The following is a 15975-nucleotide window of genomic DNA, read 5'->3' on the forward strand; positions in this document are numbered from 1 at the left end:
TCAGCGTTTTCTGTTTTATTTGCCAAGTAACATATTTTCCAGTTCCTCTGGTGAGAAGGTGTAAGAGGAGTTGCAGAACTGGCAGTTTACCTCGATCGGCTTATTGTCTGCGAGCAGATTTGCAATCTCCTTTTTACCGAGACTGATAACAGCCTGTGAGAAACGTTCCTTGCTGCAGTTGCAGTGCCACTTCGTAGGAATGGTATCGGTAACTTCTACATTATAGCCTTCAAAGATCTGCTTCACGATATCAAGCGGTTCCATACCCTGGTCGAGGAGAGCGGTAATGGATGTGAATTCACCCAGACGTTTTTCCAGATCAGAGATCAGTTCCTCGGATGCAAATGGCATAAGCTGAATGATAAAGCCACCGGCTTGTTTTACTGTGTTGTTCTTCTCCATCAGAACACCTAAAGCTACAGAAGTTGGAATCTGTTCTGAGGTTGCAAAATAATACGTCAGGTCTTCTGCAATCTCACCCGAAACAAGCTGGGTCTGACCGATATAAGGCTTTTTTAAGCCGATATCCTTGATCACGGAGAGCACGCCCATATCAAGAGCTTTAGCGACATCCAGTTTTCCCTTATCATTTGCATGCAGGATAACTTCCGGATTGTTGACATAGCCTTTGACATTGCAGTGCGCATCAGCAGTCACTGTCAGTCCGCCGATCGGACCGCTGCACTGGATCTGGAGCGTTAGAAGATCGGAGTCATTCTTACATGCAGCCCCCATCAATGCACCTGCGGTCAGCAGACGACCGAGGGCAGCAGTGGCAACCGGACTGGTATTGTGAATACTTCTTGCTGTTTCAACGATTTCCTTTGTGGTGCCGGCAAAGAAACGAACCTGTCCATCTGCCGCCATACCTCTGATAATATAATCACTCATATGTTATTCCTCGTTCTTTCTATATATAATGTAAAATATTGCACTTTTAAGGTGCCTTTTTAAAAATAATACCTGCATTTATAAAGTGCTGATTAATAACAAAATAATACTTGTACTTATAAAAGTAGTGCTTAATAATAAATTGATGACTAAAATCACTACGGCAGGAGATCAGATATATAATTTGCCTTCGTGATGTTTTTCTCTGGCTATCACATAGACACGTTCACTGTCATCGGTTGCTGGCGTGTGTGTAAATGCATCATACATGGCAAGAAGCTCCATACCTGCCTGTTCTACACAACGAATCATGTCCTCACAGGTCAGTCCGATCTGGTAATGGAATTCCTGCGTTTTTCGGTACAGGTCGTCCTCCTCTTTCAGAAACAGGCTGAGTGCAAGCTCGTTGACATTCTGTTCCTCATCATAATAATTATCCCAAATGAAGCTGACATCATCCCGATCCTCAGCAATCACTGAATCTGCAACGACATCCCGGAAATAGTGTTTGGTCTTAAAATCACAGATAAAGATACCCCCTGCTTCCAGATAATTATTTGCAAGAGAAAAAACGGTAGTGATCTGATCTGTATTTGACAGATAGTTGATGCTGTCGCAGACACAGACGATGGCATTTACTGTTCCGAATAATTCAAAGGAACACATATCCTGCTGGAGATACATAATGGATGAGAAACCATTCGCAATCTTTTTTTCATTTGCAATCTCTAACATATCAGGAGATACATCAATTCCGATCATATCATAGCCAGCGGTGGCAAGTCCTTCCGTGATTGTTCCCGTTCCGCAGCCAAGCTCGGCAACCAGACCTTCGGTGATATTGTATTCATGGAGCAGGCTGGTGATATAAGATATCCATTCGTCATAAGGAATGTTATCCATCAGCTCATCGTATACCTGCGCGAAGCTTGTATAGGCATCCATAGAAAAACCTCATTTCATAAAATCTCAATGCCATCATTATATACATCTCAGAAAGGAAAAACAACCGTTTCTTTTGGAGCAGTTTTCTATTTGCTGCGGCAGACAGAATGTAAAAAATAAGGTTTGAGATTGAACATGGTGGGCTTTTGTGTTAATATAAATTCGGTTAGAAATCCTCATATGGAAGAAACCATATATGAAAGTGGGTAGTTTGGCATGATAAAGTTCTATAGAACAGATCATAAGGTTTTGTCAGAGATAACAGAATATGAAGACAATATGTGGGTTTGTATGACGAAACCTACAGTAGATGAGACCAAACTGATTGCAGAAGATTTTGAGATTGATCTGGCAGATGTCAGAGCTGCATTGGATGATGAGGAGAGCTCCCGTGTGGAGGTCGAAGATGGTTATACACTGATCCTTGTCGATATTCCGTCGATCGAGATGAGAAATGAACGCGAAGCATATACAACTATTCCTTTGGGTATTATCCTCGTAAAGGACATTCTGATCACGGTATGCGCGGAGGATACGCCTGTTCTGGATGCATTTATTGAGTCAAAGGTAAAGGAATTCAGTACAAAGAAACGGATGCGCTTCATGTACCAGATTTTATATAGAAACTGCATGACCTATCAGTATTATCTGCGAGTTATGGATCGCAGAAGAAATCTGATCGAGCAACGAATCCAGGATGAGACAGAGGATGCGGATCTGATTGATCTTCACGAACTGGAATCTAACCTTGTATACTTTGCAACATCACTTCGTGCAAACGGAGTTGTATTAGATAAGCTTGCAAGATACAGCAGTATCAAGCAGTACCCGGAGGATCAGGAGCTTCTGGATGATGTTATGGTCGAGAACAAACAGGCTATCGAGATGACCGGAATCTATCGAGATATCATAAGCGGTACAAGAGAACTGATGACGACGATTATCAATAACCGCCTGAACAATATCATGAAGTTCTTAGCGGCTATCACTATCGTAATGGCGATCCCGACGATCATATCCGGTATCTATGGAATGAACGTATCAGGTAAGTGGATGCCTCTCGCAGAAACCCCATACGGCTTCTACATTGTATGTGGCATCATCGTTCTGATCTGTATTATCATAGCCCTAATCCTCAAGAAAAAGAAAATGTTCAAGATGTAAAAATAAATCCGTCAAGCAAATAAGCAGCGCGTCTGTGTACAGACAACGCTGCTTATTTATTTGACGGATAAACACACATAAGCATGAAGGATGATAGTCCGGAATGCGCATGTGTGTAGCGATTTCGAAAGTTCGAAGAACGGAGAAATCGTATTATTTTTACAGGTAGAGGGAGGGGGACACATAAGCATGAAGGACGATAGTCCGGAATGCGCATGTGTGTAGCGATTTCGAAAGTTCGAAGAATATTGACCCCCTTGCTTCATAATGCTAAACTTAACTTATTTAAAAAACAACATTCATTTCAAAGACAGAAAGTTTCTATCCTTTGAACTTATGGAACAAACCTGTTTGAATGCCGGTACTTAGCGATCCACGAAGTGGGAGCTTAGAACCGCTGCATGAAAACAGAGCGAGAGCGATTTGCGTAATAAGTTACTAAGGATAGAAACTTTCGTCCGGGAAACATGGAAAACATGTATGGGAAAGGAGATAACAACGATGAAGCTGTTTCATTTGTCGGATCTGCACATTGGCAAGATCGTAAATGGATATGAGATGTGGGAAGACCAGCGCTATGTGTTTGACCAGATCCTTGCATATGTAAGAGAAGAACAGCCGGATGCCGTGATGATCGCAGGAGATATCTATGACAAAGCAGTTCCATCCGCAAAAGCAGTAACAGAATTTGATGAATTCCTGACTGAACTTGCAGACAGCGGAACGATCATCCTCATTATCAGTGGCAATCATGATTCGGCAGAACGTCTGGATTTTGCCAGCAGTATCATGAAAAAGCAGAATATATATATGAAAGGAACCTATGGTGGAGAAGCCATGAAGGTGACGATGCAGGATAAATGGGGAGATGTGAATTTTTATCTGATGCCGTTTGTAAAGCCGGCAAACGTAAAAAATACATTATCGGATTTAACAGAAGAACCGGAGAAAGAGTCAGCAGCCTTAACATATACAGAAGCCATGCAGCAGGCAGTTGCAGCCATGCAAGTTGATCCGGGGAAAAGAAATGTACTGATCACCCATCAGAACGTAACAAATAGTGGAGTGAACCGGCGGTCGGATTCGGAGACAATATCGATCGGTGGACTGGATAATATTGACCGTACGGTATTTGATATATTTGACTATGTGGCACTTGGACATCTTCATTCTCCACAGCAGATCGGAAAGCCGGAGATTCGGTATTGTGGCACACCGGTTATCTATTCTATGTCGGAAGCCGACGATCAGAAATCTGTCACAGTGGTAGAACTTGGAGAAAAAGGAAAGCTTTCGATCCGTGAACTGCCCCTGCACCAGCTTCATGCGTGGTACAATTTTACGGGTACACTTGATGAAGCCATGAGCCGGGAAGCAAATGAAGATTATGCGAGAATTGTGCTAACGGATAAGGAAACGATCATTGATGTTCAGGCGAGACTTCGGACCGTGTATAAGAACCTGATGTCAGTAGAATTCCAGATGGCAGATGGCAGCAGAACGGAACAGGAACGGACACTTGAGGACGTGAAGAATCTTGCACCTGATGAGGCATTTGCGGATTTCTATAACAGAAAGATGAAACGGGAGCTGTCCGATGAAAATGCAGTTTATATCAGACAGTTGATCCGGGATTATTATGAACAGAGACAGGGGTGAAGATGATGCGGCCACTGGTACTTACAATGGAAGCGTTTGGAACGTATATAGAAAAAACGGAGATTGACTTTCGAAAATTTGGGAAACAGGGGCTTTTTCTGATCTCGGGAGATACCGGATCGGGAAAGACAACGATATTTGACGGAATCATGTATGCCCTTTACGGAGAGACCAGCGCAGGAAGCGGGAAGAATAACACCGGACGAAACGGTGAAATGCTCCGAAGTGATTTTGCAGATCCAAAGCAGCTTACCTATGCAGAGCTGTTATTTGAAAGCGGCGGTCATGAATATAAGGTCTGGCGAAGTCCAGCGTATGAGAGACCGGGATACAAATCCATGAAGCAGGCAGAAGTGCGCTGGATGGAGGATGGACAGGAGACAGAGCTGAAAGCGGCAGATATTGATGGTAAGCGGACAGCAGGGGTGATCGGCAGGGTAAGAGAAGTGTTGGGACTTACGGCCGATCAGTTCCGACAGGTTGCGATGATCGCACAGGGAGATTTTAAGAAGCTGTTAGTTGCGGATACGAAGACCCGAAGCGATATCTTTAAGACGATATTTGATACGAAGATTTATGAATATATCCAGAACAGGATCGCACAGGACTGTAAAGAGGCAGAGGGGGTCTATACAGAGCTTGTTGCAAAGGTAGATCGTACGATAGAGGGAGTAGAGCTGCCGGATGAAACGGAGCTTTATAAAACAGGACTTCAGGATCTGCCGGAGCATCTGGAAAACCGTCATCTTGCATTTGATGATATTCTGGAAGAGCTGCACAGTCTGAATCAGATCGAAGAAAAGCAGGCGAAAGATCTGCATCATCAGATTGAGAGTTATACACAGACCAATAACCAATATGACAACTGGTATACAGCAATCGAGAAAAATAAGAGAATCATCGGTCAGACCTATGATGGCTATGTGGCACATCTCGATGCATACAGACAGGTGAAGCAGGAATTTGTCAGTGCAGAAGCACAGAATCATAGTATGGAAGCACAGTCTACAGAACCGCTTATGCTGAGACAGGCGGAGCTTCAGAAACAGGCAGATTCTTTTGTGCGGTTAAATGAGATGGAGAAAGAATTGCTGCTTGTGGAGCAGGTATGCCATCAGGCAGGAAAGAAAAGACAGGATATTCTTGAAACAAAGAAGAAACTTCAGAAGCAGACCGAGGAGCTGGAACAGATCGTGAATCCGGGTGACACTTCACAGGTGAAGCTTGAGAAGGTTCAGACAGAAAAGAAACAGATTGCAGAACGTATGCAGCGGTTACAGGAGCTTGAAAAAGAATGTCTGGAGATTGATCATCTGGAAATTAAGAAACAGCAGATGGTGGTTGATAATCGGAGTGCATTTGAGAAGCGGAATCAGGCAAATGCGAATTACGAGGAAGCTATCAGAAATCGGAATGATCAGATCTGTGGAGAACTGGCAGCAAACCTACAGGAGGGAACACCGTGTCCGGTCTGTGGAAGTAAGACACATCCGGAAAAGGCACATTGTGACGGAGCTGTTGTAACAGAAGAAATGGTAAAGAAGCTCCGGGCTGCATTTGATCAGGCGGATGCTTCATTCAGACGAAAAGAAAATGAGCTTGGAAGCCTGAATGGTCGTCTGGAAGAAAAACGGAATCAGACAACAGCAGCGGTTATGGAGATGGCAGCCTTTACCATACCGGATCAGACAGTACAGGCTGATGTTCTGATAGATGAGGTCAGAAAACTGCATGTAATCTGGGAGAAAAGGACAGAGGAAACAGAAGCCAGACTGCGGACACTTGAGAAAGAGCACAGAAGTTATCAAGAACATAAAAGGCAGCTTGGCGAGCTTCGTTTGCAGATAAAAGAACTGGAAGAAACGGAAGTGCGGGTAACAGAGGAATATCAGGAGGCAGACCGGAGTTACACGGCAAAGCAGGCAGCCGCGGCACAGATGCGACAGGAGATCCGGGGGGATGAGTCGGATATCCTGAAGCAACTGCAACAGGTGAGAAATGAGATTGCCGAGGTGAACCGGAAGAAGACAGAGGCAAGAGATACTTATAATAAACTTGCAAAGGAACTCTCTGCACTGGAAACAAATCTGAAGCGTGATGCAGAAGATCAGAATATGCAATACAGACAGGAATGGCAGTTGGAGAAAGATGTTCTTTCTGCACTTGAAACGGACAGCGGAGAAATGAACACATCTGTAAATGACGAAAGTGTGATACAGAAGCTTCCTGACAGCAATCAAGAAAATGATTTTGCAGATGAACAGGAACTGGAAAAGCAGGCAGGCGGCTACGGAGAATGTTATACACATTTCTGTACGGCATCAACGGTTCTGCTTGAACAGATATCCGGGCAGATAGAACGCACGATCCGGAAGAAAAACAGTGTTGCCATCAGGCATGATGCGATCGCGGAACGATTAGTTAAGAATAAGGCAGCATACAGCAAATTAAAGAAGGATTATGGAGCATATCTGAATATCTATAAGAGATACAGTAAGCTTCAGGATCTTTCACAGGCTGCACTTGGTAATTATAAGCTGGAAACCTATATACAGGAGGTCTATTTTGACCGCATTATAGACAATGCGAATCACAGACTGCGCCAGATCGTATGCAACCAGTTTGAGCTGAAACGCGGACAGAAGACTGCAGGAAACAGAGGGCTTGATCTGTTCGTGCTGGATCATCGGACAGGAAAAGAAAGAGATGTCAAAACACTGTCCGGCGGGGAAGCATTTGTAGCATCTCTGTCTATGGCACTTGGACTTGCCGATATTGTATCTGCAAATGCGGCAGGTGTAAGAATTGATACATTATTTATCGATGAAGGCTTTGGCTCTCTGGATTCTGATATTCTGGAGCAGGCATTAAATGTACTGGCTGAGTTGTCCGAGTCCGATCATCTGGTTGGTATCATATCTCATGTGGAAGAGCTGAAGCATCGTATCGACCGCCAGATCCTGGTTACTAAGGATCATCAGGGCGGCAGTCATGTGGAGATACAGGTGTAAAAAAATATACCCCACTGATCATAGGAAGATATCTGCTTACAGGCATTTGTATGATCAGTGGGGCATTTTTTAATATTTTACAGGAATTCCGTTTACGGATACTTCATCTGTGATCTCGATTACGATACATTTCCGTCCATCGATCTCACGGGTCTCTACGAGATCGGCGCGGTCAGGATTGACCTTGATCACAACCTCCGGAGTCTTTATCTCAAATGATTTTGTACTGGCGATATTATTTGCATAGAGCTGTACTTTTCCCGGAGCCGGTGCAGGCAGAGTCTCTTCGGAACCTTCGGCAACCGGACGCTGGTTCATGGAAGCAGCAGCGGCGCGATCAAAGTTTGCATCAAAGGTCTGCAGTTTTTCTTCGGATACTCCCGAGGTTTCCAGAAGATTCTTTAATGAATTCCTGGATAAGGTCAGTGGTTCCGGACTATCCTTTTGTTCCTCGATCATTTCATTCAGATTCTCATGGATATTTCGTATCACTTCATAATCACAGTCCATTCCGAGTGTATCGGTGATGATCGTCTGGAACGCCTCTTTCTGATTACCGGCAGTTACAGGCATTCCCGTTCCGAGAATATAGCGGATAAATTCCTCATGGATTTCCTCCGGCTTCTTCGTATAGTAGAGGACATTATGGATATCGGCTGTCCGGTCGATAAATGCAGGGAACAGGAAACCGATATCAGGAACATCCACGATCCAGTCACGGATACGGTTGTGGAAGGTGTTCTCCGAATCAAAATAACTAAGTCCTGCCTTTGACAGATTTACATGGCAGATACAGCACATGATGTATTCGTAGATCTCATCCGAGGCATCATCCATTGTCAGTCCGTCTGTTGTCTTTCCGGGTACGTCATATGTATCATGGATCAGCAGGATCAGATAGTTTCCGGTATAGTCATAATTCTCGATTACCTTATCATAGAACTGGTCGATCAGTTCATCATCTTCTAATTTGCTGTTACGCAGCTTTAACAGAAATTCCTGCGTACCGCCGTCAAATTCCGAATCTGTGGGAAACGGCATCGTGATCAGATTCTTTCCGATCGAGCCGGACAAGTTCTTCTTAAAAATCTCAAAATATTTAAAAGCTTCCTCCTTCGGCAGAGAGAGAAACGCTTCCTTCATTGTCGCAATTTTACGTCTGTCACCATCCACATAGCAGCCGCAGATCTTATCGATCGAACAGGTAGCCTGCGCAAACTGATGCCGGATTTCCAGAACCTCTTTCTTTGTCATATGTATCAAACTCCTTTATAAAAAACTTTAATAGTGCATTATGTGTTTCATGCATTCTATGCATTTGAAAAATCTTAAATAAGCCTAATAAGTGTATCACCTAAAAAAAACAAAGACAAGAATTGACATCTATAACTTTTAATATTTTACATGGTTAACAATGATATTTAGATTTGTAAAAACAAATGTGTAATAATTATATTGCCATACCAATATACAGATAGAAGTGTGGAATGATATATTTCATGTAGCAAACCTATCCGAGTGCCGGTACTTAAGTTGCGTCTTTTGCAACTTTATGTACCGCTGCATCGAGGATAGAACGAGAGTGATTTGCGAAATGAAGATATATCATTCCACACTTCTATTGTCCCCACATCTTAATAAATCTTAAGGATATCCCAAATTGTATCTTAATGGTAGAAAGCCTTACAATGATACCGTCAAAGAAAGATATGGAAAATATCAGCGGTTTGCTGTATCCTAAAAAGGAATGCGTGGTGCGCACACGTACCCGATAAGATACAGACAACGATCATATTTTCGGACGAGGAGAAAAGAAATGTATAATATACTAATTTGCGATGATGAGAAAGATATCGTATCAGCTTTAAAGATTTACCTGAAAACATCCGGTTATAATATTTATGAAGCTTACAACGGAAAAGAAGCGTTAGAGCAGATCAAAGAGCATGACATCCATTTGGTGTTAATGGATATCATGATGCCGGAGATGGATGGGATCACAGCGATGTTAAAGATCCGCGAGGAGACGAATCTGCCGGTTATCCTTCTGACCGCAAAGAGTGAAGATACAGATAAGATCCTTGGACTGGAAGTGGGTGCAGATGATTACATTACCAAGCCGTTTAATCCGGTAGAGGTGATCGCCAGAGTGAAATCGCAGCTTCGAAGATATATGCAGCTTGGAAGCGGACAGATCAAGAAAGATGCAATCGTGATCGGGGGAATTGAGTTGAATGATAATTCCAAGCAGGTTACGGTCGATGGCGAACTGGTCAGTCTGACACCGACAGAATATGATATTTTAAGACTTCTGATGGAACATCCGGGACAGGTATTTTCACCGAGAGATATTTACAAGGAAGTCTGGAAAGAAACACCGCTCGGAGCCGAAGGTTCGGTAGCTGTCCATATCCGTCATTTGCGTGAAAAGATAGAGATCAATCCCGGAGAACCAAGATATATCAAGGTGATCTGGGGCAGAGGTTATAAGATGGAATATCAGTAAACCTCTATACAGTCTGACAGGAATGGAGAATGCGAAACATGAATAAGTTAAAAAATAACAATCCTTTTAAATTACTGATTTATACGTTATTTTTTATCACCTGTAGCGTTGGATTTATATTGGGTTATGTACTGCTTGATATGTATGAAGCCGGAATATTTCAGGGCAGATCGGAATCGGAGCTGCGGGCAGAACTGGAAGCGGATTATCAGAGCGAGATGTTGACTACCTGTGTGAATCGTGGTGCCGAGTATATTAGAAATACTCTGGATATCAGTTACAGTGATGATGAATGGGGAGACTATGAATACGATCCCGATGCTTTGCAGAAAAAGGATATGAATCATGATAATGTTGTCGATGCAAGTGATTTTCTGATGCTGTTGTCGGAAAAGGAAAATGCATTTGATAAATATGATCGTACCTATAAAGAGGATTTGGAGAAAATATATGGATATGCGAAAACAGATCTGTATGTGAGTGTTGGTGATGATTGGGATTCTTCAAAAACGGGTGAATCAAATTCCATTATGCTGGCGCAGACAGATAATCTGCCGGAAAAAGCATTAGTATATGGAGTTTTAGGAGAGAAAGCAGTTGTCAGTACGACGACCGGTATTCCTACAGGAAAGATTCTGAGATATGATACCTATAAGGAAGCACAGAGTATCGGTGTGGAAAAAGAAGGAAACAATTATAATTATGTTAACCTGCGTATGCCGGATGAAGCAGCTCTTTCCAGGTCAGAGGTGTCTGATGATTATGGAATTGATCTGAGTGATCTGGAGGGAAATACCACAGATACGGAAGCAGAGACGGAAGCCGAAACCAAGAATTCAGGAATATCGGAAGAGTCTGCAACATCAGAAGATTCAACAACAATGGAGGAGGAAATAGAGAGTTCCGGTTCATACAATACGCCGGAGGGAGTAACGATTTCTTATAATAGAAATCAGATAGCGATCACAGCAAACGGAACGACAAAGCAGTACGAGTATTATGCGGAGGATGATATGTATTATCCGATCATAAAAGATGGATATACCGTAATCGTTGGCAATTATGCAGGAGACGATATTACGATATATGCTTCCGGTAATTTATATATCGACGGCACATCTGACGTTTCTTCACGTATGAATAAGAGCCTACAGGCGATCAGCAAGGCTGCTTCGGGAAAGAACAGAATCCTGCTCTTCTTTGGACTTGATTTTGTTTTGTGTATCATATTCATGATCACAAGTATGGTATTATCCGGTAAAGACGGTGTTGTAAGAAAAACAGAAAAGGTTCCGGTTGAAATTATATTGACTGGAATAGTCGTTTTGATAAGTCTGTTGATTGCTTTTGCACAGAATATCAGTTATTCCTTATCATATGCTTATTATAGTTACAGCGGTACAGACCGGCTTCATTATTTTATTGATAGCAATATTACAGGACATGATATTGAGACTATTGTATGTCTGATCGGTTTGGGTTGTATCTGTACGGTCGGACTTTTACTGATCAACAATCTGATCGCAAGAGTCAAACAGTCGAATCTGCTTAATACATCATGGATTGTCAGACTGGGTCGCAAACTATTTGGAAAATCGGGAAAGATAACCGCATTTTTCCGGTATGTATTCAGCAAGGTTCCATTTATAATAAAAGCGTTCCTTTTGTATATCGTAATTACGATCGTTGAAATTATAGTAGCATTGCTTGTTTTTAATGCTGTATATATAAATGAAGCTGGATTTATTGTATTAATGCTGTTGAAGATCATCTGTGCAATTGCCTATATGGCATTTGTCTGTATGATGCAGGAGCTTTTCCAGGGTGGTGACAAGCTTGCAAAGGGCGAGTATGGTCATAAGGTAAATACAAGATTCATGTTTGGAAAGTTCAAAGAACATGGCGAGAATCTGAATCATATCAATGAAGGTGTCCAGCTTGCGGTAGATGACCGGATGAAAAGTGAACGGATGAAGACGGAGCTTATCACGAATGTATCGCATGATATCAAGACACCGCTTACTTCTATTATTAACTATGTCGATCTGCTTCAGAAGGAGGATATTGAAAAAGAACCTGAGGCTTCTTATATAGAAGTAATAGCAAGGCAGTCAGCAAGGTTAAAAAAACTGATCGTGGATCTTGTGGATGCTTCTAAGGCATCGACCGGAAATGTAAAGGTAGAGCTTGTAAACATGGATGCGAATATGATCGCAGAACAGGCATCCGGTGAATATATTGACAAATTGATGCAGAAGAACATCACGCTGGTAACGAATCTCGCAAAGGATCGCGCAGGGATCGAAGCAGATGGCAGACACCTCTGGAGAGTATTTGATAATCTATTAAATAATGCATTCAAATATACGATGCCGGGGACTCGGTTATATGTAAATACTTATATAACCGATGAAGATGGAAATGTGATCCGTGATCTTAAAAAGAGCATCAAAGAACCTGCGAAGGTATGTATAGAGTTCAAGAACATATCAGAAGCACCGCTGAATATTTCAAGTGATGAACTGATGGAACGCTTTGTAAGAGGTGACAGTTCCAGAAATACAGAGGGAAGCGGACTCGGCTTATCCATTACAAGAAGCCTGTGTCAGCTTCAACATGCGGATTTTAACATTGTGATCGATGGAGATCTGTTTAAGGCTGTGATTACATTTGCATACTGTAAAGAACCACAGGAAGATCAGGATGTGGATCAGACAGAAGCTGCAGAAGCCATAGATATTGAACAGTAGTCACCGGGATTCGGAAAAAACAGTTATTTGTTCACAAAATATATAAATAATTATTGACAACTAACGAATGTTAGAATATACTAACCAACATAAGAACGTAGTAGTTATATTTATTGATATAAAAATGGAGGAATAAAATGATTGTTCAGGAAATCCGTAATGACAATGTGTTTGGTTATGTAAGATATCAGGGAGAACCAAACCGGAAGGATGCAGTGATCGAGAAGCTTAGAAAACAGGGATTTCGCATTACAAAACAGAGATGCATTCTGTTAGATATTATTCTGGATGAAGACTGTTCTTCTTGTAAGGAAATATATTACAAGGCTGTCAAAAGAGATGACAGCATAGGAATCGCAACGGTATACAGAATGGTGAACACTCTGGAAGACATAGGTGTGATCAGCAGAAAGAATATGTACAAGGTTGCGTGTTTCTAAAAATGGGATCATCCCCCACCGGAATGTACACTCAGGTGTAAAAACACATACAAACATACAAACGGGACATCCACAATGGCGTGGATGTCCTTTTTATATGGTAAAGATAAAATTAAGGGGTACGTTGCTTGTTTTTTTAAAAGTCTGGAATTTCAGAATGGTATGGCGCTGTATATAAACAACATCGACGTTTGTGTAGTTTCGTTTATGAGACTTGCACTAGCTGTCAGCACCAAGCCCTTGTTTGAACCCATAAGGGTGAGTTAGGGCGACTGCTGACAAATCGGCGTGCGAGTCGAATAGAAACGCAGCAGGTCGTGTGTTTATATACAGCGCCATACCATCTTGAAGTTCCAGACATTACATGAAAAATTAAGGCAATCGCAAATGTGAATTTTTCATATTTGTGGTTGCTTTTTTTAGTTAAGTAGTATAGAATTACCCTATAAGTGGAGTGAAGTGGTGGATTAGTGCCACAAAGTGGAGGAAATGAGTCGAAAGAAGGTGGAATAAGTGTCCAAGTGTTTAACAGGTGAATATGAACACAGATTAGATACCAAAGGGCGACTTATCATGCCATCCAAGCTTAGAGAGGAACTCGGCTGCACCTTCATGATCACAAAAGGTCTGGACAATTGTCTGTACGTTTATCCAAATGATGAATGGCAGCAGTTTGCGGACAAGTTGAACCAGCTTCCGATGACGAATAAGAGTGCAAGACAGTTCAAGCGTTTCTTCAACTCAGGAGCAGTAAAGTGCGAAACAGATGCACAAGGACGAGTGATCATTCCACAGACACTTCGTACATTTGCCAACATCGAAAAAGATGTTGTCATTATAGGTAACGGAGAGAAAGCAGAAATCTGGAATAAGGAAGCATGGGACGAGATCAATAATGAAGAATCCCTGAACATGGATGAGATTGCAGACAAGCTGGATGAACTGGATTTCAGAATATAAGGACAGAAGTGGTAGTTATGGAATTTAAACATACATCGGTTTTACTGGATGAAACCATTGAAAATCTGAATATCAGACCGGATGGTGTTTATATGGATGGAACTCTTGGAGGAGCCGGACATTCGAAAGAGATAGCCAAAAGACTTGGACCGGATGGACATCTGATCGGTATTGATCAGGATGGTGAGGCGATTATAACAGCAAAAGAACGACTGGCGGAGTACGGTGACCGCATTACAGTCGTAAGAGATAACTATCAGAATTTTAAAAGCATACTAGACGAGCTAAATATACTTCAAGTGGACGGGATATTGCTGGATCTTGGCGTATCTTCATATCAACTCGACAATGCGGATAGAGGATTCACATATCGGGTTGATGCGCCCCTTGATATGCGGATGGACGACCGCCAGACAAAGACTGCAAAGGATATCGTAAATGGATATACCGAGCAGGAACTCTTTCATATACTCAAAGAATATGGCGAAGAACGATTTGCAAAAAGTATTGCATACCATATTGTGAAGTATCGTGAGAAAAAAGAGATTGAAACAACAGAAGAATTAAACGATATCATCCGTGGATCAATTCCTGCAAAAGTACGAAATGCACAGGGACATCCATCCAAGCAGACATTTCAGGCAATTCGTATTGAATTAAATCATGAGCTTGAAGTACTAACGAATTCCATTGATGGAATGATTGACTGTTTGAAACCAGGCGGAAGATTATGTATCATCACATTCCATTCGTTAGAAGACAGAATCGTAAAAAATGCATTTCGTAAAAATGAAAATCCGTGTATCTGCCCACCGAATTTTCCGGTGTGCACATGCGGAAGAAAATCAAAAGGAAAAGTGATAACAAGAAAACCAATTCTTCCAACAGAAGAAGAAATGGAAGCAAATTCAAGATCCAAGAGCGCAAAACTCCGGGTATTTGAAAAAGGTATGAATATATAAAAGGGGTGTTTTAAAATGTCAGAAAGACGGAATCACTACTACATAGATGGAAGTACAGTCCGGAAGCTGGATTATTCAGCAGAACCGGTCAGAAGAAAATATGAACCGGCAAGAAGAACAGAGATGCCGGCAGAACGCCCTGCCAGAAGAAGACAGGAGAAACAGACAGCAACACCTGCAAGAAAGCAGATGCCACAGAGAAAGAAACAGGTAAGAACCAAACAGGCGCCGGCTGTCAGACAGAGAGACAGAAGATGGGTCGATGAATTAAGACATGGATTATTCTTATCATTTGCTGTAATATGTGCAGTAGGCTTGTGCTTTGTAATGCTGAAATTAATGGCAGATGTAAAAGAAGGAAAAAATGAAGTTAGTACACTGCAGAGCCAGTTGAATGAACAGTTAAATGTAAATGCAGAATACAGTTCAGGACTTGACAGCATGACAGATCTGGATGAAATATATAAGATTGCAACAACTGAGCTTGGTATGGTATATTCGAAGCCGGGACAGACTGTGTACTATCCACAGAACAGTGACGATTATGTTATACAGTACAAAAATGTTCCTGAGACCAAATAAGTCTCAGGAAATTTTGCGTTATACCCGAACCTGTTAAGATACAGAATATAAAAATAAAATCAAAGGTGGGAAAATATGTCGACAAAAGCAAAGAATTTTCTTAGG

The 15975-nt window shown here is 42.0% G+C and carries 11 protein-coding genes and 1 pseudogene; 9 read left to right on the forward strand and 3 right to left on the reverse strand.

Annotation, left to right across the window (positions count from 1 at the left end):
• Window positions 1–15: 15 nt before the first annotated feature.
• Together hslO and OCV60_RS07020 are read right to left on the reverse strand one after the other, a co-directional pair.
• Window positions 16–891, reverse strand: a complete 876-nt coding sequence (gene hslO, locus OCV60_RS07015) for an Hsp33 family molecular chaperone HslO (protein WP_262529891.1) — start codon at window positions 889–891, stop codon at window positions 16–18.
• A 171-nt stretch (window positions 892–1062) separates the two neighbouring features.
• A complete protein-coding gene (locus OCV60_RS07020) occupies window positions 1063–1836 on the reverse strand; it encodes a class I SAM-dependent DNA methyltransferase (protein ID WP_173788538.1) in 774 nt (257 codons plus the stop codon).
• Window positions 1837–2052: 216 nt separating this feature from the next.
• On the opposite strand from OCV60_RS07020, the gene OCV60_RS07025 reads away from it, so the two are divergent.
• The 3 genes from OCV60_RS07025 to OCV60_RS07035 all read left to right on the forward strand — a co-directional run bounded on the left by OCV60_RS07025 (window position 2053) and on the right by OCV60_RS07035 (window position 7670).
• Window positions 2053–3000 (forward strand): magnesium transporter CorA family protein, encoded by a 948-nt coding sequence (locus tag OCV60_RS07025; protein WP_008401814.1) that lies wholly within the window; start codon window positions 2053–2055, stop codon window positions 2998–3000.
• Between the two features lie 480 nt (window positions 3001–3480).
• Window positions 3481–4659 (forward strand): exonuclease SbcCD subunit D, encoded by a 1179-nt coding sequence (locus tag OCV60_RS07030; protein WP_243000444.1) that lies wholly within the window; start codon window positions 3481–3483, stop codon window positions 4657–4659.
• A gap of 2 nt (window positions 4660–4661) precedes the next feature.
• Window positions 4662–7670, forward strand: coding sequence for an AAA family ATPase (locus OCV60_RS07035; RefSeq protein ID WP_173788539.1), 3009 nt, complete (start codon window positions 4662–4664; stop codon window positions 7668–7670).
• 69 nt (window positions 7671–7739) lie between these two features.
• On the opposite strand, the gene OCV60_RS07040 is transcribed toward OCV60_RS07035, so the two are convergent.
• The gene (locus tag OCV60_RS07040; RefSeq protein ID WP_262529892.1) at window positions 7740–8924 is read right to left on the reverse strand and encodes a DUF4317 domain-containing protein; all 1185 of its coding nucleotides are present in this window, start codon (window positions 8922–8924) and stop codon (window positions 7740–7742) included.
• Window positions 8925–9486: 562 nt separating this feature from the next.
• On the opposite strand from OCV60_RS07040, the gene OCV60_RS07045 reads away from it, so the two are divergent.
• The 6 genes and pseudogenes from OCV60_RS07045 (at window position 9487) to OCV60_RS07070 (ending at window position 15870) form a co-directional block, all read left to right on the forward strand.
• Window positions 9487–10176 (forward strand): response regulator transcription factor, encoded by a 690-nt coding sequence (locus OCV60_RS07045; RefSeq protein WP_117785483.1) that lies wholly within the window; start codon window positions 9487–9489, stop codon window positions 10174–10176.
• A gap of 38 nt (window positions 10177–10214) precedes the next feature.
• Entirely contained in the window at window positions 10215–12926 is a 2712-nt protein-coding gene (locus OCV60_RS07050) for a sensor histidine kinase (protein ID WP_008402964.1), read from the forward strand.
• 167 nt (window positions 12927–13093) lie between these two features.
• A pseudogene (locus OCV60_RS07055) lies at window positions 13094–13360 on the forward strand (transcriptional repressor); the annotation flags it as partial.
• Between the two features lie 519 nt (window positions 13361–13879).
• On the forward strand, window positions 13880–14326 hold the full coding sequence (gene mraZ, locus OCV60_RS07060) for a division/cell wall cluster transcriptional repressor MraZ (RefSeq protein WP_021944496.1): 447 nt from the start codon (window positions 13880–13882) through the stop codon (window positions 14324–14326).
• 17 nt (window positions 14327–14343) lie between these two features.
• On the forward strand, window positions 14344–15288 hold the full coding sequence (gene rsmH, locus OCV60_RS07065) for a 16S rRNA (cytosine(1402)-N(4))-methyltransferase RsmH (RefSeq protein WP_117785482.1): 945 nt from the start codon (window positions 14344–14346) through the stop codon (window positions 15286–15288).
• Window positions 15289–15303: 15 nt separating this feature from the next.
• Window positions 15304–15870, forward strand: a complete 567-nt coding sequence (locus OCV60_RS07070; protein ID WP_173788541.1) for a hypothetical protein — start codon at window positions 15304–15306, stop codon at window positions 15868–15870.
• Window positions 15871–15975 lie beyond the last annotated feature (105 nt).

Origin of the sequence: Coprococcus ammoniilyticus (genome assembly GCF_025567345.1) — a bacterium.
Classification (GTDB): Bacteria; Bacillota; Clostridia; order Lachnospirales; family Lachnospiraceae; genus Coprococcus; species Coprococcus ammoniilyticus.